This window comes from Mycobacterium asiaticum (assembly GCF_001668675.1).
Classification (GTDB): domain Bacteria; phylum Actinomycetota; class Actinomycetes; order Mycobacteriales; family Mycobacteriaceae; genus Mycobacterium; species Mycobacterium asiaticum_D.
In genome coordinates, this window is the sequence record NZ_LZKQ01000274.1 from 1 (window position 1) to 24130 (window position 24130).

The following is a 24130-nucleotide window of genomic DNA, read 5'->3' on the forward strand; positions in this document are numbered from 1 at the left end:
ATGACCCTCGCGATGTGGTACTGGTCCTCGGTCGGTTCGCCGTCGCTCATCGCCCGCGCGAACATGCTGTCGATCAGCTTCTCGACCTGATCGACCTCCGCGGCCGCGGACGCGTCGGCGAACACGTAGGCGCGCGTCATGGCCTCGGTCAGCAGCGGATTGCGCTGCATCGCCCGGTTGAGCTTGCCGACCATGAAGTTCAACCGCTGGAACGGAGTGCCGCCGGCTACGGCCGACCTGTCGGTCTTGGCGTCGATGCGGCTGAACTCCCGGCCCAGCGCCGACACCAGCAGGTGCACCTTCGACGGGAAGTACCGGTACAGCGTGCCGACGGCTACGTCGGCGCGGTCGGCCACGGCGCGCATCTGCACGGCCTCGTAGCCACCCTTCGACGCGATTGCCATGGTGGCGTCGAGGATTCGTTTGCGGCGTTCGCGTTGCGCCTCGGAGCCGAGTTCGGACTCAGCCAGCACCGCCATGTTCAGAACCTCGCCGGGCCGGCGGCCGGGAGCAGTGGGCCTACTCTGGTCCGCGGACGACATGCCCACAAACGATACGCATTCTCAGCGTGCATCTCCCACCTCCCCGCAGCCGGGACAACGACGTGTACTGGCCGAATAACCGCCGACTTGACGGTTGATCGCTTTCACTATTAGAACACGTTCTAGTGTGGAGGAAACATTCCTGACCATGTGAATTTCCCGACGCAAAGGACTACTGGTGGTAGCAACCGTCACCGATGAACAGTTCGCGGCGCGCGAACTGGTGCGCGACTGGGCCCGCAGCGCGGCCTCGGGCTCGTCCGCGGCGGTGGCGGTCCGCGCCGTCGAGCAGGGCGACGCCGATGCCTGGCGGCCGGTGTTTTCCGGGCTGGCCGACCTGGGCCTGTTCGGCGTGGCCGTCGCCGAGGACGCGGGCGGCGCCGGCGGCAGCATAGAGGATCTGTGCGCGATGGTCGAGGAGGCGGCCAAGGCGCTGGTGCCGGGACCCGTGGCGACGACCGCGCTGGCCACGCTGGTGGTCACCGACCCCGAGTTGCTGGGCGCGCTGGCCTCCGGGGAACGGTTCGCCGGCCTCGCGCTCGAGGGCGACGTGCAATTCGACGGTCAGGCGGCCTCCGGCACCGTGGCGTGGGCGCTCGGCGCCGCCGCCGGCGGTGTCCTGCTGGTGCCCGCCGAAGAGAAGTGGCTGCTGGTCGACACCGCCGCCGAGGGCGTCGAGCTGGAGCCGCTGCAGGCCACGGACTTCTCCCGGCCGCTGGCGCGGGTGGTGCTGACGTCGGCGCCGGTCACCGTTGTGGAGGTATCGGATCAGCGGGTGCGGGACCTGGCGGCGACCCTGCTGGCCGCCGAGGCCGGCGGCATCACCCGGTATTCGCTGGAGACGGCAGTGGCCTACGCCAAGGTGCGCGAGCAGTTCGGCAAGCCGATCGGCAGTTTCCAGGCCATCAAGCACCTCTGCGCGGAGATGCTGTGCCGCGCCGAGCAGGCCGAAGTGGCCGCCGCCGATGCAGCGCGCGCCGCGTCGGATCCCGACCCTCGCCAGTTCGCCGTCGCCGCCGCGCTGGCCGCGAGCATCGGCATCACCGCCGCGAAAGCCAACGTCAAGGACTGCATCCAGGTACTCGGCGGGATCGGTTGCACCTGGGAACACGACGCGCACCTGTATCTACGCCGGGCGCACAGCATCGGTCGTTTCCTGGGCGGTCCCGAGCGCTGGCTGCGCCGGGTCGCGGGGCTGACCCAGCAGGGTGTCCGCCGGCAGTTGGGCATCGACCTGTCCGACGTCGAGGGATCCCGACCCGAGATCGCCGCCGCGGTCGCGAAGGTCGCCGAACTTCCGCAGGAAAAGCGGCAGGTCGCGCTGGCCGAAGCCGGGCTGTTGGCGCCGCACTGGCCGGCCCCCTATGGGCGCGGCGCGCTGCCGGCCGAGCAGCTGCTGATCGACCAGGAGATGGCGGCCGCCGGGGTGGTGCGGCCGGATCTGGTGATCGGTTGGTGGGCGGCGCCCACCCTGCTCGAACACGGCACACCCGAACAGATCGAGCGCTTCGTGCCGGCCACCCTGCGCGGCGATTTCCTCTGGTGCCAACTGTTTTCCGAACCCGGCGCTGGTTCGGACCTGGCGTCGTTGCGCACCAAAGCCGTGCGCGGTGACGGCGGCTGGCTGCTCACCGGGCAGAAGGTCTGGACGTCGGCGGCCCACAAGGCGGCCTGGGGCGTGTGCCTGGCCAGAACCGACCCGGACGCGCCCAAACACAAGGGCATCACGTACTTCCTGATCGACATGAAGTCGCCGGGCATCGAGATCCGGCCGCTGCGCGAGATCACCGGCGACTCGCTGTTCAACGAGGTGTTCCTGGACAACGTGTTCGTACCCGACGACATGGTGGTCGGCGCGGTCAACGACGGGTGGCGGCTGGCCCGCACTACCCTGGCCAACGAACGCATCGCGATGGCCACCGGCACCGCGCTGGGCAACCCGATGGAAGAGCTGCTCAAGGTGCTCGCCGAGATCGACCTCGACGCCGCGCAGCAGGATCGGCTGGCCGGGCTCATCCTGCTCACCCAGGCCGGCGCGCTGCTCGACCAGCGCATCGCGCAACTGGCCGTGGGCGGCCGCGACCCCGGGGCGCAATCCAGCGTCCGCAAGCTGATCGGCGTGCGCTACCGGCAGGCGCTCGCCGAATACATGATGGACGTCTCCGAAGGCGGCGGTCTGCTGCACAACCGGGCCGTGTACGACTTCCTCAACACCCGATGCCTGACCATCGCCGGCGGGACGGAACAGATCCTGCTGACGGTCGCCGCCGAACGGCTGCTGGGGCTGCCGCGCTAGACGATCTGCGTCTGCGCGCAGGTACTGGGCGAGGTCAGATTCACGCCCGAATAGACCACCTGCATATGGGTGCACACGAACACCATCACGTTGCCCATCGGCTGGCCCGTCGACCAGCTCGTCGAGTTGATGACGCCGGTGGTCTGATACTTGTCCGGCGGGCCTTCGCCGAAGTACTGGGTGGTGATCGTATCGGTCCCGCCCTCTTTGAAGACCCGCTCGAATTGGCTGGTGGCGTGCGCGTCCAGGTAGGCCAGTCGGTTGTTGGACCGGATCTCGGTGGTTTGCCGGGCCCACAGTCCGGGCGGGAAACCGGCCGGGCCGTCGGGCGTGCGCAGGTTAGCGCCCGCGATGAAGTCACAGGTGCCGCCACCGTGACAGTTGACGTAGGAGTGGGTCTCGAGCTGGTTCGCCTCGTCCACCGGGAAGAGCGTGGTGGCCATGTTGTCGCCGGCGGCCGCGGTGGGGCTGGGCAATAACGCGACCATGAGCCCGACCAGCGCGAGACCCGGTACCAGCCGTTTCATCCTGTTGTCCCTTCCCGGGTGATTCTTGCGCCTACTCGTCGTAGGTCACTTCTACCGAATCAGATTCCGGGTGAGATTGACAGGCCAGAATTAGCCCCTCGTCGAGGTCCTCCTGCTCCAGCACGTCGTTGACCTCCATCGAGACTTTGCCACTGCGCAGTGTGCAGGCGCACGCGCCGCAGTGCCCCTCCCGGCAGGAGAAGGGCGCGTCGAGGCCCTTGGCCAGCAGCACATCAAGCAGCTTGGCACTGCGCGGCCACGAGACCGTGTGGGTTTCCCCGTCCAGCTCCACCACCGCGGTGGCCGGCGGCTCGTCACCCGTCTGCTCGACCTTGACCGCCGCGAACGGGTCCGACTCCAGCGACTTGAACACCTCGATGTGTACCTGGCCGGCCGGCACCTTGAGGGCTTCCAGGGCTTGGCGCGCCGCCTCCATGAACGGCCCGGGCCCGCAGATGTAGGCGGGTCGGTCGGTGAACGGCCCGGCCAGCTTGGCCAACGCGGCCGCGCTGGGCAGTCCCTGCAGCGATTCCAGCCAGTGCACCACGGTCAACCGGTCGGGGTACTTGGTCGCCAACTCCTGCAGCGCGTCACGGAAAATCACCGAGCGGTCGTCCCGGTTGGCGTAGACGAGCGTCACCTGCCCGCTGCCTTCGATCAGCGCCGACTTGCAGATCGACATGATCGGGGTTATCCCACTGCCGGCCGCCAGCAACAGGAAATCGTCGTCCAGCGTCTTGGGCACGAAGGTGCCCGACGGGGCCAGCACATGGATCCGCATGCCCTGGTGCGCGTTGTCGCACAGCCAATTGGACCCGTACCCGTCGGCGGTTCGCTTGACGGTGACGGTCAGCGCCTCGTCGGTGTACGGCGAGCTGCACAACGAGTAGCAGCGGGCAACCGAGCCGGTGCGGTCGCTGGGGATGCGCAGCGTCAGGAACTGGCCGGGCGCATACCGCAGCCGCCCCGACGGGAGCTCGGGGTCCCCGGCGCCGTCCGGGACGGTGAACACCAGCGACCGCGCGTCATCGGTTTCGGCGATCACTTCGGCGATCTGCAGCTCCAGGACGTGGTCGCCGAGCGGCTCGTCGGGGACGCCCCCGGAAATATCCGCTGTCACGACCCTGCCCTTCCTTCCGTCTGAACTAGAACATGTTATAGAAAACCCGTTTAGTACCGCTACCAGCCGCAGGAATACCCTGCTCGACACAAATCGGAACGTGTTCTAGTCTTTTCTCTATGTCCGCTCTCCCAGGAGGCAAACGTAAGTGACGTCCATTCAACAACGTGACGCGCAGTCGGTCCTCACCGCCATCGACGATCTGCTGCCACGGATTCGGGAGCGCGCCCAGGCGACGGAAGACCGGCGCCGGTTGCTCGACGAGACGGTCCAGGAACTGGACGAGGTTGGCTTCTTCACCCTGCTGCAGCCCGAGCAGTGGGGCGGGCTGCAGTGCGACCCGGCCCTGTTCTACGAGGCGACCCGGCGGCTGGCCAGCGCATGCGGCTCCACCGGGTGGGTCAGCTCCATCATCGGCGTGCACAACTGGCACCTGGCGTTGTTCGACCAGCAGGCGCAGGAAGAGGTCTGGGGCGAGGACCCAAGGACGCGGATTTCGTCGTCGTACGCCCCGATGGGTGCCGGCGTCGTGGTCGACGGCGGTTACCTGGTCAACGGCTCGTGGAACTGGTCATCGGGGTGCGACCACGCGTCCTGGGCATTCCTGGGCGGACCGGTCATCAAGGACGGCCGGCCGGTCGACTTCGGCAGCTTCCTGATCCCGCGCAGCGAGTACCGTATCGACGACGTCTGGCACGTGGTCGGGCTGCGTGGCACCGGCAGCAACACGGTCGTCGTCAAGGACGTGTTCGTACCCCGGCACCGGTTCTTGTCCTACAAGGCGATGAACGACGGCACCGCCGGCGGATATCAGACCAACACCGCGCCGGTGTACAAGATGCCTTGGGGCACAATGCATCCCACCACAATCTCGGCGCCGATCGTCGGGATGGCCTACGGCGCCTACCAGGCGCACGTCGAGCATCAGGGCAAGCGGGTGCGCGCGGCGTTCGCCGGTGAGAAGGCCAAGGACGACCCGTTCGCCAAGGTCCGCATCGCGGAAGCGGCCAGTGACATCGACGCGGCGTGGCGGCAGTTGAGCGGCAACGTTGCCGACGAGTACGCGCTGCTGTCCGCGGGCAAGGAGATCCCGTTCGACCTGCGCGCCCGCGCCCGCCGCGACCAGGTGCGTGCCACCGGGCGGGCGATCGCATCGATCGACCGGCTCTTCGAAGCGTCCGGCGCCACCGCTTTGGGCAACGATCAACCGGTGCAACGCTTCTGGCGTGACGCGCACGCCGGCCGGGTGCACGCGGCGAACGACCCCGAGCGGGCCTACCAGATCTTCGGGAACCACGAGTTCGGGTTGCCGCCCGGCGACACGATGGTATGACCGCGACTGACGAGATAACGTTCGAGTCCACCTCGCGTTATGCGGAGGTAGACGTCGACGGGCCGCTGAAGCTGCACTACCACGAGGCGGGGATCGGCAACGCGCCGACGGTGGTGTTGTTGCACGGCGGCGGGCCCGGCGCGTCGAGCTGGACGAATTTCTCCCGCAACATCCCGGTGCTGGCCGAGCGCTTCCACGTGCTGGCCGTCGATCAGCCCGGCTACGGGCACTCCGACAAACGCGCCGAGCACGGGCAGTTCAACCGCTACGCGGCCAGGGCGCTCAAGGGCCTGTTCGACCAGCTCGGGCTGAAACGCGTTCCACTGGTGGGAAATTCGCTAGGCGGGGGCACCGCGGTGCGCTTCGCGCTGGACTATCCCGACCTGGCCGGCCGCCTGGTGCTGATGGGTCCGGGCGGTCTGAGTGTCAACCTGTTCGCGCCCGACCCGACCGAGGGCGTGAAGCGGCTGGGCAAGTTCTCCATGGAGCCCACCCGAGAAAATCTCGAGGCGTTCCTGCGGGTGATGGTCTACGACCAGAAGCTGATCACCCCGGAATTGATCGACCAGCGGTTCGAGCTGGCCAGCACGCCGGAATCGTTGACCGCTACCCGCGCGATGGGAATGTCGTTCTCCGGCGCCGACTTCGAGCTCGGCATGATGTGGCGCGAGGTGTACAAGCTGCGCCAGCCGGTGCTGCTGATCTGGGGCCGCGAAGACCGGGTCAACCCGCTCGATGGCGCCTTGGTTGCGCTGAAGACAATCCCGCGGGCTCAATTGCACGTTTTCGGGCAGTGTGGACATTGGGCCCAGGTGGAGAAGTTCGACGAGTTCAACAGACTCACGATTGATTTCTTAGGAGGTGCGAGATGAGCATCCGATCACTCGGCTATCTACGCATCGAGGCCACCGACATGGCCGCATGGCGCGAGTACGGCCTGAAGGTCCTTGGCATGGTCGAGGGTAAGGGCACCACCGAAGGTGCGCTGTACCTGCGGATGGACGACTTCCCGGCACGTCTGGTGATTGTGCCCGGTGAACACGACCGGCTCGCAGAGGCCGGCTGGGAATGCGCGAACGCGGAAGGACTGCAGGAGATTCGGAATCGGCTCGACGTCGAGGGGACGCCGTACAAGGAGGCCACCGCCGCCGAGCTCGCCGACCGCAGGGTCGACGAGATGATCCGGTTCTCCGACCCGTCGGGCAACTGCCTGGAGGTCTTCCACGGCGCCGCGCTGGAACACCGGCGGGTCGTGAGCCCCTATGGGCACACGTTCGTCACCGGTGAGCAGGGCCTGGGCCACGTGGTGTTGACCACCCGCGATGACGCCGAGACATTGCATTTCTACCGGGATGTGTTGGGCTTCAAGCTGCGTGACTCGATGCGGCTGCCACCGCAGCTTGTTGAACGGCCTGCCGATGGACCGCCGGTCTGGCTGCGCTTCCTGGGCTGCAACCCTCGTCACCACAGCCTCGCCTTCATGCCCGGGCAAACGCCGAGTGGCATCGTGCACCTGATGGTCGAGGTGGAGAACGCCGACGACGTCGGGCTGTGCCTGGACCGGGCGCTGCGCAAAAAGGTGAAGATGTCGGCCACCTTGGGCCGGCACGTCAACGACCTGATGCTGTCCTTCTACATGAAAACGCCGAGCGGCTTCGACATCGAATTCGGTTGCGAAGGAAGAAAAGTCGCTGACGACGACTGGATCGCCCGGGAGAGCACCGCGGTGAGCCTGTGGGGCCACGACTTCTCGGTCGGCTTCAAGAGCTAGCCATGAATGCTGCGCCGATCGATCCGCGCGCGTTCCGTAGCGTGCTGGGCCAGTTCTGCACGGGCATCACCATCATCACCACCGTGCACGACGACGTGCCGATCGGTTTCGCCTGCCAGTCGTTCGCCGCGCTGTCGCTGGACCCCCCACTGGTGTTGTTCTGCCCGACCAAGGTCTCGAGATCGTGGCAAGCCATCGAGGCCAGCGGCCGGTTCTGCGTGAACGTGCTGACCGAGAGCCAGAAACACGTCTCCGCGCGCTTCGGCTCCAAGGAGCCCGACAAGTTCGCCGGAATCGACTGGCACCCATCGGAACTCGGTTCGCCCATCATCGAGGGATCGTTGGCCTACATCGACTGCACCGTCGCCTCCGTGCATGACGGCGGGGACCACTTCGTGGTCTTCGGTGCGGTCAATTCGTTGTCCGAGGTGCCCAAGATCAAGCCGCGCCCCTTGCTGTTTTACCGCGGCGAGTACACCGGCATCGAGCCGGACAAGACCACCCCCGCCCAATGGCGCGACGACCTGGAAGCCTTCCTCACCACCACCACCCAGGACACCTGGCTCTAGCCAGCCCGTTGTATACAAATTCGACAAAGCATTAGTGTATTGCGAATTGTCCAATAACTAGACTTTCGCCGTTTCTTTATCGCCATTGTTTTTTGCAATAACTAGATTTAATTTCTCTGTGACGGCCCCGTGCCGGGGTACCGACCACAGATAGGGCAATGCAATGACAATCGAAGCAGCCGAATCCCGGGTTTCCGAACTGCGCGAGCGCAAGGCATCCGAAGAAGCCTGGCGATGGATTCTTGACCTGAAAGAACGGGCGAAGTCGGATGGGGCGGCCGCGGAGGCCGAGCTCAACGCGATCTTCAGCAAAGGCACCGCACCAACCAGCCTCGACGGTCCGACTAACGGGATCCTGGTCATGACCACGACCAACCCGGTCGTCGACTCGGCCGTCCGGTTCGTCACCAACCTGTGGATGCCGTGGCAAGGAAAACGCTTCGACTCCGCAGGCCGCGCCGGCGACAACCGGATGACATCGGGCTCGCGCCTGCCGTCGAAGCTGCTGTGGCCGCTGTACCGGATGAAAGACGCCGCCGACGGCAAGCTTGCCTTCGACTTCAAGACCTATCACGATGCCGGCAAGCTGGACCCGGACGTGCAGGTCCTGGTCATTGACTATGCCGACGTCAAGGAGAATCCGTACGTCATCATCCGCAGCATCCGCGACGAGCTGGTCGAGGTGGTGCCGGGCACCTATCTCGGCAAGATCCTGTTCCGGCTGCCGAAGGGGCGCTACGAGATGATCGGCTTCTTCGCGCTGCGCACCTAGAAGTCCTGCTCAGACCCGGTCGTCGGCCTCGACGGCCGGGTCGTAGCCGGGCAGGTCCAGCTCTTCGCGCAGCAGCTCGGCGGCACGTTCGGCGAACATCGAGATCGTCAGGAACGGGTTGACCCCGATGGCGCGCGGGATCACCGAGGCGTCGCACACGTACAGGCCGTCGTAGGTGCCGCCGTCGGGCCGGAACACCCGCCCGGCGTGGTCGACCACTCCGGCGTCGACGTTGTCGGCGGTGACGCACCCACCCATCGGGTGAGCGGTGATCAGGTGCTTGCCCAGGAAGCGTTTGTCCCAGCGCGGGTTCTTGATGTACGTGCCGCCGATGGCCTCCACGGCCGGTCGCATGACGGCGTCCACGTCCTTGTACACCCGCTCGGTCGGAGCGCCCGGCCAGTCGATCTTCACGCTGCCGTTCTTGCGCAACACCAGCTCCCCGTCGGAGTTGTCGTGCACCATGATCAGGAAGCCCAGCGAGTGATTCATCGCGCCATCGGTGTTGAAGGTGATGTCGCGGCGCCAACGCTCCAGCTTGGCCTTGCGGTAGTCGCGGTGGCTGGCCGCCGCCAGTCCCATCAACCCGAACCGGAAGCTGTCGACGAGCGCCCGGGGCAGGGAAAGATCTTGAACCGTGAATCGTTTCCGCAGGTCAGATTGGTCGGCACCGAAGCGCATGGCCGCGGTGATGCTGGGACCACAGGCCAGCAGCGAGCGCGGCGGGCCATCGGTGGTCGCCCAGGTCTGGGTGTCGGTGCGCATGTCGGTGTTGTAGGCGATGCCGAAGTTGTCGCCGTTGCCGCTGAAGTTCTTGCCGAGCCGGGTGGACAGCGGCAATCCCGCCTGGCTCGAGCGCAGCAGGATTCCGTTGCTGCCCAGCGTCCCCGCCGACACCACCACCCGCCGGGCGATGACCGCGGTCTCCTTGCCCGCGCCTTTGTCACCTGTGCGCCGGGTGACCACGCGCCAGCGTCCGTCGGCGGCCGGTTCGATGCGCTGTGCTTCGATGCCGGCGCACAACTCGACGCCGAAGTGGGCGGCCATCGGCAGGTAGTTGGTCATCAACGTGTTCTTCGAACCGGTGTTGTCGCCGGTGCCGTCGCCGCCGTGATTGGGGCAGCGCCGCCGCTGCACGCCGTACTTGGTGACCCGATCCTCGGTGCTGACCGTGATGTCGAGCAGCTGCAGCTGGGCCCCGGCGTTCTTGGCGATCTGCGTGAACGCCTCCACCCGCCGCAGCGGCACGTTCTCGGCGTAGGGCACCGCGCCGAGCATCCGCTTGGCTCGCGTGTAGTACGTCTCGAGTCCTCCGACGGACGGGCCGTGGTCCACCAACCGCTGGAACTCCCGCGGCCACGAGGACAGGAAGACTTCCCGGTCCGGCACGATCGCCACGTTGAAGTTGATCAGCGAGGTACCGCCGAGGCCGTTGGCGTGGATGACGTCGATGGTCTTGAACCGCTCGACTTCGATGAGGCCCAGCGGATTGAACGGCGAACGCAGCTGCGCCGCTGCCGCCTTCTCGGTCTCGGGGAAGCTGCCCGTAGGATGCTCCGACCCGCGCTCGAGCACCGCGATGCGCAGCTTGCCTCCCGCGCGCGCATTGGCGATCCCGAGCCGTGCGGCGGTGATAGCCCCGCCGTACCCGGAACCCAGGATCACCACGTCGTATTCGCCGCCTAATGCTTGCAACGGTGTCGCCAGGGCCGCGGCCATTTCCGCCATGTCAGCAAACCTCCGAATCGGCTGAATGTGTAGCGCAGCTTAAACCCTTGGTCACGCCGCTACCAGAGTTGTCGCGACATTCGCACCGCAATTTACGCGCGCCGCCTTAAATGCCACGTAATGGCGGCGACGTAAAGTTGCTTTACACCGCGAATTCGGCACTCGGTGTCAGTCGCGAAAAAATGGCGTATAAGTCTCGCTTTAATAATGCGCGGTGTTGTACTGTGCGAACTCACCACTTTCCAGCTTCATCTGATCGGGAACCGCCATGCCGTTTGTGTCTGCCGCGCCGTATTTGTCGGCCGCCGCGACGACGCCCGGGCAGCCGGATCAGGTGACCACCGGCCGCACTCCCGGAGGGGCTGCCGGCAACGTGGGACGCCGCGCGCTGGGCAAGGTCGACCGTTCGCTGCAGACCCTCGGCCGTTTCTTCGAACTGGCCGCTCAGTCGGCGATCTACTTGGCCAGCGATCTGGTCCGGCTGCGCCACCCGTGGCGGGACACCCTCAACCAGGCGTCGTTCATCGTCAGCGTCACCGCAATACCGGCCCTGCTGATCTCCATCCCGTTCGGCGTTATCGTCGCCGTCCAGGTAGGCAGCCTCATCCAGCAAGTCGGCGCGACGTCGATCTCCGGCGCAGCCGGCGGCCTCGGGGTGATCCGTCAGGCCGCGCCGATCGTGGCCGCGTTGCTGCTGGGCGGGGCCGCGGGTGCCGCGGTGACAACCGACTTGGGCGCCCGGAACATCCGCGACGAGGTGGACGCCCTGCGGGTGATGGGTATCGACCCGGTGCAGCGCCTCGTCACGCCGCGCCTGGCCGCGATGGTCCTGGTGGCGCCGCTGCTGTGCGTATTCATCATCTTCATGGGGCTGTCCGCCGGCTACGTGATCAACGTCGGCTATCAGTCCGGCACCCCGGGCAGCTACATCGCCTCCTTCGGATCTTTCGCCACAACAACAGATCTCGTGGTGGCTCTGCTCAAGACCTGGTTGTTCGGTGTGATCGTGACCTTGATCGCCTGCCAGCGTGGGTTGGAGGCCCGAGGCGGTCCACGCGGTGTAGCCGACGCCGTCAACGCCTCGGTGGTGCTGGGAGTGGTCACGGTATTCCTGCTCAACCTGGTCATCACCCAGTTCGTCACCATGTTCATGCCGACCAGGGTCGGCTGATGACCGGGTTCACCGCACGACCGTCGCGCTACCTACCGCACGGACTGGCCACCACCGTCCGGTTGCCGATGTCACTGGGCCACCGCGGACTCTCGTTCTTCGAGCGACTCGGCCATCAGGCGACATTCGTCGTCCAAATGCTTGGGGCGGTACCGCGAACGCTCGCCAAATACCGGCGCCATACCGGCACCATCCTGGTCGACATGGTCTGGGGGAGCGGGTCGTTCATCGTCGGCGGCGGAACGGTCGGCGTGCTGGTCTTCATGGGCGCCGCGATCGGGGCGTCGGTCGGAATCGAAGGGTATGCCGCCCTGGACATGGTCGGTATGGGACCGCTCACCGGATTCATCTCCGCCTACGCCAACACCCGGGAAATGGCGCCGATGATCGCCGCGATCGGTTTCGGGGCTCAGGCCGGCACCCGGATGACCGCCGAACTCGGCGCCATGCGTATCTCCGAAGAGATCGATGCGCTTGAGGTGCAGGGGATTCAGTCGATTCCGTACGTGGTGACCCCACGGGTGATCGCCAGCGTGATCACCATCGTCCCGCTCTACCTGCTGGCGTTGGTGCTCAGCTACCTGTGTTGCGCGCTGGTGGTCAATGTGGTGCACCGGCAGTCGTCGGGCACCTACGGCCACTACTTCGACGCCTTCATTCAGCCGTCCGACGTGCTGCTCTCGATCATCAAGGCGAGCATCTTCGTCCTGCTGATCGTGGCGATCCACTGCTACGAGGGCTATTACGCCGCCGGTGGCCCGGAAGGCGTCGGGCACGCTTCCGGGCGGGCGATCCGCGCGAGTCTGATCTCGGTGGTCGTTGCCGACATGGTGCTGACGTTGGTGTTCTGGGGCAACAATCCGGGTCTGCGGTTGTCGGGGTAGCGGATGACCAGTTCTGGCGCCCTGCGTGTTCGGGGTTTGATCGTCGCGGCCGCATTGGTCGCGGCCGGCGGCATACTCTACGAGACCGCACACGGCACCTATGACGACACCTTCCAGCTGACGGTGGTGGCCAATACCATCGGCGAGGGCCTGGCACCCGGGGCGGAGGTCAAGTTCCACGGTCTGGCCATCGGATCGGTGAAGGCGCTGGAGTCGATCGGCTACAACAAGCAGAAGATGACCGTGGTGCTCGACCCGAATCAGGCCCGCGCGCTGACCACCGACACGAGGGCCAGGTTCACGTCCTCAAACGTCTTCGGCACGGCCGCAGTCGAACTCGTCAGCACGGGCAGCGGGCCGTCGTTGCGGTCAGACCAAACCCTGGTGATGGCCGCCGATGTGCAGGCGGCCTCCATCACCGGGCTGCTGCGCCAGGGGCAACGATTGAGCCGCAGCTTCGATACACCGGAGTTCGCGCATGTGATCGAGGTGTTGCGCCGGCACGCCGGCATCGTGGAGCCGGTCGCCAGGGCCGGTGCGGACCTGGCCAGAATCGTGGCGGATACCGACACCATGCCGGTGGCGCAATCACTTTCGGTGCTGGCGTCGTTTGTGGGCGGGCTGCGTGACGTGCTGCCTGTCGTCGGCTTGACCACCGGACTGCTCGACGGGCTGACCCCGTTGGTGGCGCCCGGTGCTGTCGACCGCACCAACCTCGTTTTCCAGCAGACCGGTCAGCTGCTGATGGATGTCGGCCAGATCTCCGCCCGGAACAACCCCTGGATCATCCAGTTGGTCAACGCGATCATGAACGTCGGGATCCCGGCGTCGTTCGCCGCCGGCAGCCTGGCGCCGGCCTACGACCGGCTCTCCGGACTGTTCGACCGCGCCGACGGCGCGCTCACGGTGGTCGACGGCCAAGTGCAGCTGCGCACCGAGGTGACGCTGGATGCCGGAGCACCGCGATGAGACAACTTGGCCGGCCGGTGTTTTGGCTGACCGCATTCACGGCGGTAGCGGCGGTGTGCGCGATCCTGCTCCTCACCGCCTTGCGCAGCCCGGTCAGCGGTCCGGTGTCGCACTACACCGCGACATTCACCGACGTCTCGGGTCTCGACGTGGGCAACGACGTGCGGATCTCTGGCGTCCAGGTCGGCAAGGTCGAGGCCATTCGCCTCGACGGCCGCACCGCCCGGGTCGATTTCACCGCCCTGAACGCACACCCGTTGTACCGCAGCACCATTGCGGCAGTGCGATATCAGAACCTATTGGGCCAGCGTTACGTCGAGCTGGTCCAGCCACCCGCCGCGGGTGACAGACTGCCCCCGGGCTCGGCCATCCCGGTCGGGCAGACCGTGCCGTCCTTCGACATCACTCGGTTGTTCAACGGTTTCCGTCCGGTGTTTCAGACCCTCGATGCCGCCCAGCTCAACCGGTTCGGCGAGAATCTGCTTCGCCTGATCCAGGGTGACGACAGCGGGATCGGGCCGGTACTGCGAGACCTCGACGCCATCTCCAAATACGCCGTCAACCGCCAGGCCGTCATCACCGTGCTGCTGCGTAATCTCAGCGCGCTTTCCCATGACCTGGGCGGCAAGTCTCAACAGCTCTTCCACCTCATCGATGCGCTCACCGATGCCCTCAACACCTTCACATCCCGGGCCGAACAGTTCCGCACTTCTATCGACATCGAGCTGCCGATGCTACGCAGCCTGGTTCAGGTACTGCGAACCGCGGAACAAGGTTTCGATGCTTCGACCTCGCCGCTGTACGGCCTGACCACTCGGTTGTTCCCGCAGACGCCGACCGTCATCGCCGGCCTGTCACTGACCCCGACGCTGATTCAGGGCTTGCGGGATTCTCTGGTCGACGAGGAACGTCCTGCGTTCAGCTGCTCCAACGGTGAACTGCACCTACCCGGAATCGGCGAAGTGTCATTTGCCCAACAGGGTTTGGTGGTGTGCCGGTGACCAGGTTCAGGCTGGGCAGCCGGCGGATGCTGCACGATCGCGCCGAAGCGGTGCGCAGTCGGCGGCTTGGGATCGTCGGTGTATTGGCGATCGCGGTCGCGCTGGCCACGGCCGGGCTGGCCTATGTCAATCCCAGCGGGCAGGCCGACTATACGGCCCACGCCACCACTTCGGGCGGCGCCCGGACCGGCGACGAGGTCCGCATTGCCGGTGTTCCGGTCGGAAAGGTCACCAGTGTGCGGCTTGACCGGACACTGGTCGAGTTGACGTTCAGTGTCAAACGGTCGCTGCTGATCGGGTCCGAGTCAACTTTGGACATCAGGCTGCTGACACCGCTGGGCGGACACTACCTCGCGCTGGACCCGCAGGGCGGCACACCGTTGAGCCGCAGCGGTATTCCACCGCACCGGGTGAAGGTCCCGTTCGAAGGCAACGACATCATCCAGGCGGTGACACCGTTCCTGCGGGATGTCAACGGCCAGGTGATCCACGACACCTTCACCGAGCTGGCCGACGCCACCAAAAAGTACCCCAATGCGCTGCGCGAGATCCTGCAGTCCGCCAGCGAGTTGACCCGATCGCTGAGCAAGATGAGTGGTGACTTCCAGCGCGGCGTGAACTTCGTCGACCACGCCGGCAGCGCTCTCACCGCGGGACGCCACCAACTCACGGCGTTGCTGGAGCAGTTCGCGTTGGTAGGGCAGCGCTACACCTCGAAATCCGTTGACATCATTGAGTTCTTCACCCTGCTGGCCGAACTGACACGCATCATCGACCGGGTCATGGTGTTCTACAACCGCGAGCTCGCACCGTCAATCAACGGCATCGACGACATCGTCTCGGCGCTGGTAGCCCATCCCGAGCGGGTGGGCAAGGCCAGCGAAGGCCTCCATCAGGTCATCGACGTGTTGCTGCCGATGCTGCGCGGGGACGGCGTCGTGGTCGACCGGCGCAATGCGCCGACGATCTGTCTGCCGAACATGGTGAAGCAGTGCTGAAATGAAGAGACCGGTACTGATAGCCGTATCCGCGGCGAGCGTGGTTGCCACGGTGGTGACGGGAGCCAAGCTGATGGCACCCGACTTCGGCGCCAACAGGGCACTGTGCGCGGAGTTCCGAGACGCCGTCGGCCTGTACCCGGGCAACAAGGTGCAGTTGCTGGGCATCGATGTGGGTGCCGTCACCGCGATCACCAACGAGGCCGACCACGTGCGGGTCGACTTCACCGTGCCGAACGACCTTGAGTTGCCGGCCGATGTGGGGGCGCTGAGCTATTCTCAGTCGGTCGTCGCCGACCGGCATGTCGAACTCACCAAGCCGTATGCCGCAGGCCCGAAACTGACTGGCGCGCAGTGTATCAAGCTCGAGTCGACCAGGACCCCGATCAGCGTCAGTCAAACCTTTTCTGCCGTCGACAAACTCGCCGGCACCATCCTGGGTTCAGGCGAGGGCCAGGACCCGATGAAGGCGCCCGGGGCTCAGGCGATCAACGAAAGTCTGGCCGCGTTGAGCCGCTCGCTGGAGGGCACCGGCCCACAACTCGGTGAGACGCTGCGGAACCTGGTGGCCCTCGTCGGCGATCCCAATAATGCCGACGCCGAATCCCGTCGGCTGCTGGCGAACAGCGAAGTGCTCACGTCCGATTTGCTGCAGCACTGGGACACGTTCAGCACCGTGATCCAGACGCTGCCCGAGAGCCTGCGGATGATCGAGGGACTGTCGACCGGCTTCGGGTCAGCACTGGGTCACCTGGCGCACTCGCTGCCGCTCCTGGTCGATGCGTTGAACAGGTTCGGACCCCGGGCGTACAACAACATCGGCGACAAGCTGATCCCGTGGCTGCGGGACGTCCTCACCGCTTTCACACCGCAGATCGTCGGATTCATCAACGCGTTACCGCCCGTGACCAACTGGATCGCTTCGCAGTACCAACCGGCCTGGGGCACCCACAACGTCACCTATCTTCCGCCGCAGGTGTCGATATCACCGACTCAGGCCCGTGCGGCCTGTGATGCGTTGCGGCAGCGCAACATCACCGGTGCCGAGGCGGCGTGCGCACCGGGCAGGTCCCCGGACGCGGTCTCGCTCGGCCTGACCGATCTCCTGCTGGGGGCGGCGGTGTCATGATCCGGCGCTTTCTGCCTGCCCTGATGCTGATCGGGCTGCTGTCCGGTTGTGCGCTGGACCCGACCCGGCTCCCGGTACCCGGCGCGTATACGCCAATCGACAAGTACTCCATCAAGATCGAGTTCTCCAGCGTGCTGAATCTGCCGGCCCGGGCCAAGGTCGACCTGGGTGGAGTGCAGGTGGGCGTCTTGGAGCGGGTCCAATTGGTCGGCAACACGGCGGTCGCCCACGTCGACGTCGACGTCGACGTCAAGCTGCCGCGTGACATCCGCGCCGAGTTGCGCCAGGCAACGGTGCTGGGCGACATCTACATCGCGTTGCTGCCTTCGGAGAGCCCGGCGCCGTCATGGTTGCGTAACGGCGACACCATTCCGCTGCGCAACACCGTTCCGGCAGACAACGTCGAGGACATCCTGCGCTCGGTGTCGACCCTGGTATCCGGTGGCTCGCTGAATACCCTGCAAGAGTCGGTCGTCAACTTCAACCATGCGTTCTCCAAGGACCCGGCCGAGCTGGACCGGATGCGGCAGAAGCTGGCCGGCATGCTGCACGACCTGGCGGCGAACGAAGATGTGATCGACGAGATCCTCAGCAGCACCGCAACTGTGAGCGACGGCCTGCTCGCCGATACGTGGGCGTTCGACCGGCTGGTCAACGAGGGGCCCGCAAGACTGCACGGCATGGCCGCCGTGCTACCAGGCATCATTCAGTTGCTTGTCTGCGCACAGGATCTCGGCCGGTATGGTGGCCAACTGCTGGTCCCCAATACGCCGGATTTGCTGCGGATGCTGTCCTACATCACCCCGACGGTGCGGACCATCGCCTCGGCGGACACCACCTTCCCGGCCGTCGCCGAGAAGTTCGTCGCACTGATGCGGGATAAGTTGATCCCGTTCTACAGCAACGGCAGTCCCAAAGTGAGCGTCACCACCGACCCCGGAACGCGCGCGGATGAAGCGATCTCGGTGCTGCGAACGATGGGGATGCTGCCATGAGGTTCAACGCGACGATCACCTCGGGCATCCTGGCGGTGGTGACATTGCTCGGTGCTACCTACTTGACGTTCGGTGTGCTCGACGTCGAACCGACCGGCCAGAACACCCGGCTCACCCTGCTGCTGGACAACTCCGGTGGATTGATGCCCACGTCGCAGGTGACGATGCGGGGGATCCGCATCGGCAAGGTATCCGGAATCCAAACCACCGCTACCGGTTTGCGGGTTGCGCTCGATATCGAACGGCAACATCCGGTCCCGGTCGACAGCGCCATCAGCATCCAGAATCTGTCCCTGGTCGGTGAGCAGTACATCGACTTCACGCCGAATCGTGTCGCACCGCCGTATTTCACCGACAACACCGTTATCCCGGCGGAGCGGGTCGCCGCCGCCGTCACCGTCAGCGACCTGCTCAACAAGGCCAATGCGCTGCTTTCGGTACTCAACCCGACCTACGTCAACAACATCGTCGGCAGCATCTCCCACGCTTTCGCAGGAAACGACGCCGCCCTGGACTCGCTGGCGACCACTGCACGGCTGGCCGCGAACATGGAGCGGGACGACAAACTGCTGCTGGCCACACTGTTCGGCAACGTCGCGGTGCTGACCACCGACATCAGCAACGAGGACGTCGGGGCTGTACTCACCAAAACCGGAGCGGCGCTGCCCAGTTCGGTGTCGGCATTGGCAGACCTGACCCGCAGGGTCGACGAATATGCGCACACTGGTGACGGCGTCTTCGCCCCAGGCGCCCCGGTCCCCACCCTGGTGTCCAACCTCCAGCGGTACCTCGACATGCTGTCCGGACCGCTGAGTACCTTCGCCGCGGCGCTGGAACCGGCCACCGCACCACTGCGCGAATTCAAAGTGGACGCAGGACACTTCGTCGACTTGTGGGAGTCGACGTTCAACGACGCAGGCGGCGTTCGCGTGCACGTCACCGTACCGAGAGGACAACCATGAGCAATGACACCCTGATCGAGGAGACCGTCGAAGACGTCACCGAGACTGAAGACGTCACCGAGAACGGCGTCACCGAGACTCCCCCTGTTGACCGGCAGCGCGCTCCGCGCCGTCGGCGTGGGGTGTGGGTCCTGCTGGTTCTGGCACTGCTCGCGGCCGGATGGTTCGGATTCGACAAGTACCGCAACGTCTCCCGGGAGCTGACGGCGCTGCGGCAGAGCGAAGCAGATCGCCAAGCCGCGTCCCAGCTCGCGAGGGACTACGCGCTGAAATCGCTCACCTATAGCTTCGAGGACCCCGACGCGTTCTTCCGTGCGGTGGAGGATGGCGTCTCGCAGACGCTCAAGGACAAGTACGTCAACGCGACCGAACTGCTCAAAGGCATCATGACGCAGGCGCAGGTCACCTCATCCGGTGAGGTACTGGCCACTGACGCGGTAGCGCAGCCGGGGCAGGTTTACCAAGTGGTGGTATCGGCCGCGCAGACCACCCGCAATCTGCAAAACCCGAAGTCACGGGTGTCGCTGATCTTGTTGCAGGTCACCGTCAATAAGGCCGGCGACAAGTGGCAGGTGTCCGACATCGGACCCAAGGCGGGCAGCCACGCCAACGCAGACCGGATGTCACCACCGGACCCCGGTCCCGTCCCGGGCCGATGAGGTTTGGCGACCGCATTGTGCGGAAATGCGGTGCCGTATGCCGGACACTCGGGCCGTCGAGGCACTCACCGATTACCTGAACACCCAACTCGACGAGATCACGGACGGGGATGCCGGGCTGCGCCGTGGAGACGATCCGATCCACGACACTCGGGTGGCGATCCGACGGCTGCGCAGCACGCTGCGGGTGTTCCGCAAGGTGCTTGACGGTTCGGCGGTCGGTGACATGGACGATGAACTCAAGTGGTTCGCCGGCCTGCTCGGCGAGGTCCGCGATTGCCACGTCCAATCACGCCGCTTCTCCGATGCGCTTGACGAGCTGCCCGACACCCTGGTCCTGGGCCCGGTGCGGTCGCGAATTCGCAACGAGCTGAAGGCAATTGAGTTGCCGGCCCGCGCCCGTGTCGCCGAGGCGATGGAGTCCGAACGCTACCTCGCTCTGACCGCTGTGCTACGCGACTGGCGCGCCGACCCGCCCATTGCTGCCGGGCTCACCCGCGGGCAACTGCGCAGGCGAACCGATCGCGCGCGGCACAAAGCCGACAAGCGCCTGGCCGAAGCCCTCGACGACGGGTCCGGGGAGATGCTGCACCGCGCACGCAAGGCCGCCAAGCGTGCGCGGTACGCCGCCGAACTGTGCCGCCCGATCGACAGGGATGCCAAGCGGGTCGTCAAGCGGTACAAGCACATTCAACGGGTATTGGGTGACCACCAGGATGCCGAGGTGGCTACCGCGACACTGCGGCGCTTGGCGATCGCAGCCGGTACCACTCCCGGCGAGAACGGGTTCACCTACGGGCTGCTGTATGCGGGGGAACGTCAAATCGCAACGCGCAGCCGGGAAGCGGTGCGCCGGCTTTGACTATGGATTTGACTATGACTTTGACTAAGGAGTCGTGTTCGCGCCGCGGTAGTGCTCGGCGTCGCGCCGGGAGCCGTCCTGGTAAGAGGGGTTGGTGAACTCCTGGCTCCACGCCGTGTCCTCGGTCGGCGTGTCGTCCTGGCGGGCCTGGCCGGCCTGGTCGGCGCGGTCGGCCTTGTCCCTGCGAACCGTCGGATCAATGGAGTCGGCGCGCTTTAGCTGCTCGTCGAGCTGCTCGCGCGATGTCGCCACCTCGTTCTGGTGGGCGGCGGCGCGTTCCTGCAGCCGGGCGGCTTCGGCCGCCTTGGCCTCGGCTTCGGCTTGCGCGGCACGCGCTTTGGCGGCGGTTTCCTGGGCGAGCGCCTCGCGGCGTTCCACTCGGGCGGTGTCCACCCGGGCCTGCTCGCGGATCTGTTCGGCTTGCTCCAGCTGGCGACGCCGCTTGGCCCTGTTCGAGACGACGACCAGTGCGGCAATCAGCGCGATGACCACCAGGGCGGCAATCACAATCCAGACGATATTGCTGGTACTCATAATGAGCTCCATCGATAGATCGGTGTGCGGTTGTGCGGCAGCCGTCTCTACCGAATCCCCATCTTGTACAGAGATAAAACAAGCGATCTGAGACCGCTAGCTGAAATCGAGCGCCTCAACCGTCGCCGTCCCGCCCTCGTGCGAAGGACGGTTGGCGCCGCCGATCACATAGATCGTCCGGCCCACCGTCGCGACCGCTTCGCCGTGCCGCGCGGTCGGCATGGGGGTGAGGGTCGACCACTTGCCGTCGGCGATGTCATAAGACTCCACCACAGCCAGGACCCGGGTCGGTTCTTCCCCGCCGACGGCCACGACGCGGCCGTCGATGTAGGTGGCACCGTAGCTGCCGCGAGGGGTGGGCATGTCGACCAGCTTGGTCCAGGTGCCGGACGCCGGGTCATATCGCTCGAAGGCCGCCGAGTTCTTGTCGGCCGACAGGAAGCGGCCGCCCACCACGTAAACGTAGGTCCCGTCCGATACGGCGGCCAGGTGTTCGCGCGGGGTCGGCATGTCGGCGGAGTCTTTCCAGGAGGTGCCGTCGAAGACCTCGGTCTGCGGCACCACTTGCTTGGCGTTCTGGCCCCCTACGACCACCAGCTTGTCACCGACCACCGCGGCGCCCGGTGCGGCGCGGGGGTGGGTGAGGGGCGGCAGCTCAACCCAGTTGTTGCCCCGCAACGCGAACACCTTGTTGGAGGCGTCGGCGATGTTCTCGGTCGCGCCGCCGAGCACCACCACTTCGCCGCGATAGGTGGCGGCCGCGGCGTGGTGTAGCGCCATAGGTAACGGCGGACCGGTCTCCCAGGTCCCGGACCGCGGGTCGTAGCTCTCGACGGTGTTCAGCACGGTGCCGTTCAGCAGACCGCTGATCACCCAGATCTTGTCGTTCAGCACCGTCCACGCCATCATCAGCCGCGGCGTCTTCGCGTCAGGCAGGCTGCGCCATTGTGACGCCGGCTGAATCTTGCGCGCGGGCAGGGTGAGCGCCTCCGCCGAGGACACCACTCGCTGATCCGCGGGACCCGTCGACCCACCGATCGCATACACGGTCTTCTCCACCGCGGCGACCGCCATCCCGTGCCGCGCCGTGGACATGTCCGGCAGCGCGTCCCACACTTTGGCCGTCAAGTCGAACACCGACACACTCTTGAGGGTTTCACCACCGGACAAACCACCGACCGCGACCAGACGTCCATCGGCGATCGCCACACCGAGATCGCTGCGCGGCCGCTGCAACGGTGGCAACGTGCTCCAGGACTTGGCGGCGGGGTCGTACGCCTCGACCGCGGCGGAGTCCGTGCTGCCACTGGCTCCGCCTACGGCGTACACCAATTTGCCGTCGGTGGCCGCAGCCAGCAACTGCCGTGGCGTCGGGATAGGCGCTCCGAGGGTCCAGGTGTTGCCGTCGAAGATCTCCGTGGTGTTCAGCAGGGCACCGTCGGCGTCCACACCACCGGTGACGATGATGCGGTCACCGACCACAGCCGCGGCGGCCGCCGCCCGGGGCTGCAGCAGGCGCGGCAGCTCGACCCAATGACTGTTGACCACTCGCCAAACCTGGTCGGTTGCAGCAGGTTTCGTCCCGGTTGTCTTCCAGCCGCCCAGGACGACCGGGTTGCCCTGCCAGGTCACCGCTGCGGCGCGCTGCACCGGGACGGGAAGGTCGTCGCCGCCTTTCCATTCGTCGATGGCGGGGTCGTAACCCTCATGGCGCGCGGTCACCGATCCGTCGCTGCCGATGCCGCCGAAAATCCAGATGGTGCCGTCGGATTGGGTCGTCGCCGTCGCGTCGCGCGCGGTGCGCGCATTGGTGATCGGTTTCCACTGGACGGGCGCCTGGGTCCGCGGCTGGCTCGTCGCTTGGTTGTGCTTGTTGTCGTCCTGGGACATCGCGATGACCACGCCGCCAATGACCAAACAGAGCACCACCGCGATCGCCCCGGCGATTATCAGCCGGTTCTTCTTGGTCGCGGACCGACCGAGGAGCGCCTTCGGGCCCGTGGGTTTGCCTGGGGAAGCCGGCGGCGGTGCCTTGGCGACCTGCGGCTCGGTGTGTGCCTGCATGCTACGCAGGATGTTGGTCGCCTCGGCGAAGTCGCCTGGTGTCGAGTCGCCGCGGGGAGCTGGCGGCGGACTGATGGGTGGCGTGATCGGGGAAGTGCGGTTGTCGGTCGGCGGGCCGGGGGGCCGCGGCTGGCGGCTATCGCCGGCCGCACTGGGTGGGCCGCCCGGGGCGCCCGGAGCCAGGATCGCGGTGCGCCCGGTGTCACCGACCCGGGTGATCGCCATGGCATCGGGCTTGAGGCCGTTGGCCCGCTGCGCGGCCTGCAGGTCGTGCCCGAACTCCTCCGCCGTGGACGGGCGTTGGGTTGAGTCGATCGACATGGCCCGCTCGATCGCCGAGCACACCGAGTCCGGGATGCCCTCCGGCCGCATATCCGGGATCCCGGTGGAACTGATCCGCAGGTACTGCGCGATCAGGTCCTCACCCTTCCGGCGCTCATGGGCGGCGTTGCCGGCGATCAGCGCATAAATCGTCGCGCCCAGCGAGTAGATGTCCGCCGCCACCGTCGCGGGGTTACCGGTCATCACTTCGGGCGCTGTGTAGTCGATGGTGCCGGAGAAGAAGCCGGTCGCCGTTTCGTAACCACCTTCGATGTGCGCGATCCCGAAGTCGCTGAGCTGCGGCTCCCCGTAGTCGTTGATCAGCACATTCGCCGGCTTGATGTCGCGGTGCAGGGTGCCGTTGCGATGCGCGGTCTCGAGCGCTCCGCACAACTTCACGCCGATCCGCAGCGCCTCAGGCCAGGGGATGGGCCCCTCGTGCCGTAGCCGAACAGCCAGGGAGTCCGCGGCGTGGTAGGGCATGACGATGTAGGGCCGATTGCTGGTCGTCATTCCGACGCGCAGGATGTGCACGATGTTGGGATGGCCGGACAGCCCGCCCATCGCGTAGCCCTCGCGCAGGAAGCGTTCCCGACTGTCCTCCTCGTCGAGGTGGGACGGCAGCACCTTCACGGCGACGCTTCGCCCCAGCGACGTCTCGTAGCAGCGGTAAATCACCCCTGCCCCGCCGCGCCCAACCTGGCGGGCGTCCTCGAAGCCGGCGGCGGCCAATTCCGTGATGATCGCGCTCGGTGCCGCCCCCTCCGCTGAAGGTCCTTCAGGCATGTCGTCGGCGCTTCCCTCCGCGGAATCTGGTTGTTCGCGGACTCAACAGTAGCGAACCTCACCTCCGCTAGGAACCGTTCTGGCAACGATCGTTTCGGCGAGTCTTCTGGGGTAAACGCCAGCCAGGCAAAGCCGGA

Annotated in this window: 22 protein-coding genes; 16 read left to right on the forward strand and 6 right to left on the reverse strand. The window is 66.1% G+C overall.

All coding sequences use genetic code 11. The features are described from left to right. The coding region (locus A9X01_RS22860; protein WP_065122906.1) for a TetR family transcriptional regulator at positions 1-479 on the reverse strand (479 nt) is incomplete at its 3' end. A 241-nt stretch (positions 480-720) separates the two neighbouring features. Here A9X01_RS22860 and A9X01_RS22865 point away from each other — a divergent pair. Beyond that, positions 721-2838, forward strand: coding sequence for an acyl-CoA dehydrogenase family protein (locus A9X01_RS22865; protein WP_065122908.1), 2118 nt, complete (start codon positions 721-723; stop codon positions 2836-2838). On the opposite strand, the gene A9X01_RS22870 is transcribed toward A9X01_RS22865, so the two are convergent. Together A9X01_RS22870 and A9X01_RS22875 are read right to left on the reverse strand one after the other, a co-directional pair. Continuing rightward, positions 2835-3365: a hypothetical protein gene (locus tag A9X01_RS22870; protein ID WP_065122910.1), complete on the reverse strand. Its 531-nt coding sequence runs from the start codon at positions 3363-3365 to the stop codon at positions 2835-2837. The two genes, A9X01_RS22865 and A9X01_RS22870, sit on opposite strands and share 4 nt — an antisense overlap. 31 nt (positions 3366-3396) lie before the next feature. Further along, positions 3397-4473, reverse strand: coding sequence for a ferredoxin--NADP reductase (locus A9X01_RS22875; protein WP_065122943.1), 1077 nt, complete (start codon positions 4471-4473; stop codon positions 3397-3399). Positions 4474-4633: 160 nt separating this feature from the next. Here A9X01_RS22875 and hsaA point away from each other — a divergent pair, with 160 nt between their 5' ends. From hsaA to A9X01_RS22900, 5 genes are all read left to right on the forward strand, one after another. Beyond that, positions 4634-5818, forward strand: coding sequence for a 3-hydroxy-9,10-secoandrosta-1,3,5(10)-triene-9,17-dione monooxygenase oxygenase subunit (hsaA, locus tag A9X01_RS22880; protein WP_065122911.1), 1185 nt, complete (start codon positions 4634-4636; stop codon positions 5816-5818). Beyond that, complete coding sequence (hsaD, locus tag A9X01_RS22885) at positions 5815-6690, forward strand: 4,5:9,10-diseco-3-hydroxy-5,9,17-trioxoandrosta-1(10),2-diene-4-oate hydrolase (protein WP_065122912.1); 876 nt, start codon at positions 5815-5817, stop codon at positions 6688-6690. Before hsaA ends, hsaD begins: the two co-directional genes overlap by 4 nt. Further along, entirely contained in the window at positions 6687-7589 is a 903-nt protein-coding gene (hsaC, locus tag A9X01_RS22890; RefSeq protein ID WP_065122913.1) for an iron-dependent extradiol dioxygenase HsaC, read from the forward strand. The genes hsaD and hsaC overlap by 4 nt, the downstream gene beginning before the upstream one ends. Positions 7590-7591: 2 nt before the next feature. Then, positions 7592-8158 carry a 3-hydroxy-9,10-secoandrosta-1,3,5(10)-triene-9,17-dione monooxygenase reductase subunit gene (gene hsaB, locus A9X01_RS22895; RefSeq protein WP_065122915.1) on the forward strand — a complete coding sequence of 189 codons (567 nt, stop codon included), beginning with the start codon at positions 7592-7594 and terminating at the stop codon, positions 8156-8158. A 163-nt stretch (positions 8159-8321) separates the two neighbouring features. Beyond that, positions 8322-8930 (forward strand): hypothetical protein, encoded by a 609-nt coding sequence (locus A9X01_RS22900; RefSeq protein ID WP_065122916.1) that lies wholly within the window; start codon positions 8322-8324, stop codon positions 8928-8930. 9 nt (positions 8931-8939) lie between these two features. Here A9X01_RS22900 and A9X01_RS22905 read toward each other — a convergent pair whose 3' ends face one another. Further along, a complete protein-coding gene (locus tag A9X01_RS22905) occupies positions 8940-10658 on the reverse strand; it encodes a GMC oxidoreductase (protein WP_065122917.1) in 1719 nt (572 codons plus the stop codon). A 268-nt stretch (positions 10659-10926) separates the two neighbouring features. Here A9X01_RS22905 and A9X01_RS22910 point away from each other — a divergent pair, with 268 nt between their 5' ends. From A9X01_RS22910 to A9X01_RS22955, 10 genes are read left to right on the forward strand one after another with little or no spacing between them, the layout of a single operon-like run. Then, on the forward strand, positions 10927-11829 hold the full coding sequence (locus A9X01_RS22910; protein WP_081282564.1) for an MlaE family ABC transporter permease: 903 nt from the start codon (positions 10927-10929) through the stop codon (positions 11827-11829). Then, entirely contained in the window at positions 11829-12713 is an 885-nt protein-coding gene (locus A9X01_RS22915) for an MlaE family ABC transporter permease (RefSeq protein ID WP_065122919.1), read from the forward strand. Before A9X01_RS22910 ends, A9X01_RS22915 begins: the two co-directional genes overlap by 1 nt. A 3-nt stretch (positions 12714-12716) precedes the next feature. Continuing rightward, positions 12717-13682, forward strand: coding sequence for an MlaD family protein (locus tag A9X01_RS22920; protein WP_065122920.1), 966 nt, complete (start codon positions 12717-12719; stop codon positions 13680-13682). Further along, positions 13679-14683, forward strand: coding sequence for an MlaD family protein (locus A9X01_RS22925; protein ID WP_065122921.1), 1005 nt, complete (start codon positions 13679-13681; stop codon positions 14681-14683). The genes A9X01_RS22920 and A9X01_RS22925 overlap by 4 nt, the downstream gene beginning before the upstream one ends. Next, complete coding sequence (locus tag A9X01_RS22930) at positions 14680-15681, forward strand: MlaD family protein (RefSeq protein WP_253849320.1); 1002 nt, start codon at positions 14680-14682, stop codon at positions 15679-15681. The genes A9X01_RS22925 and A9X01_RS22930 overlap by 4 nt, the downstream gene beginning before the upstream one ends. Position 15682: 1 nt before the next feature. After that, positions 15683-16810: an MlaD family protein gene (locus A9X01_RS22935; RefSeq protein WP_065122923.1), complete on the forward strand. Its 1128-nt coding sequence runs from the start codon at positions 15683-15685 to the stop codon at positions 16808-16810. After that, the gene (locus tag A9X01_RS22940) at positions 16807-17805 is read left to right on the forward strand and encodes an MlaD family protein (protein WP_065122925.1); all 999 of its coding nucleotides are present in this window, start codon (positions 16807-16809) and stop codon (positions 17803-17805) included. Before A9X01_RS22935 ends, A9X01_RS22940 begins: the two co-directional genes overlap by 4 nt. Further along, positions 17802-18767, forward strand: coding sequence for an MlaD family protein (locus tag A9X01_RS22945; RefSeq protein WP_065122927.1), 966 nt, complete (start codon positions 17802-17804; stop codon positions 18765-18767). The genes A9X01_RS22940 and A9X01_RS22945 overlap by 4 nt, the downstream gene beginning before the upstream one ends. Then, positions 18764-19426 carry a hypothetical protein gene (locus A9X01_RS22950; RefSeq protein ID WP_065122928.1) on the forward strand — a complete coding sequence of 221 codons (663 nt, stop codon included), beginning with the start codon at positions 18764-18766 and terminating at the stop codon, positions 19424-19426. Before A9X01_RS22945 ends, A9X01_RS22950 begins: the two co-directional genes overlap by 4 nt. Before the next feature lie 37 nt (positions 19427-19463). Next, entirely contained in the window at positions 19464-20288 is an 825-nt protein-coding gene (locus A9X01_RS22955; protein WP_065122929.1) for a CHAD domain-containing protein, read from the forward strand. Positions 20289-20312: 24 nt separating this feature from the next. Here the strand turns inward: A9X01_RS22955 and A9X01_RS22960 are convergent, their stop codons facing one another. Together A9X01_RS22960 and A9X01_RS22965 are read right to left on the reverse strand one after the other, a co-directional pair. Next, a complete protein-coding gene (locus tag A9X01_RS22960) occupies positions 20313-20822 on the reverse strand; it encodes a hypothetical protein (RefSeq protein WP_065122931.1) in 510 nt (169 codons plus the stop codon). Between the two features lie 96 nt (positions 20823-20918). Continuing rightward, positions 20919-23993 (reverse strand): serine/threonine-protein kinase, encoded by a 3075-nt coding sequence (locus A9X01_RS22965; RefSeq protein ID WP_065122932.1) that lies wholly within the window; start codon positions 23991-23993, stop codon positions 20919-20921. Positions 23994-24130: the final 137 nt, after the last annotated feature.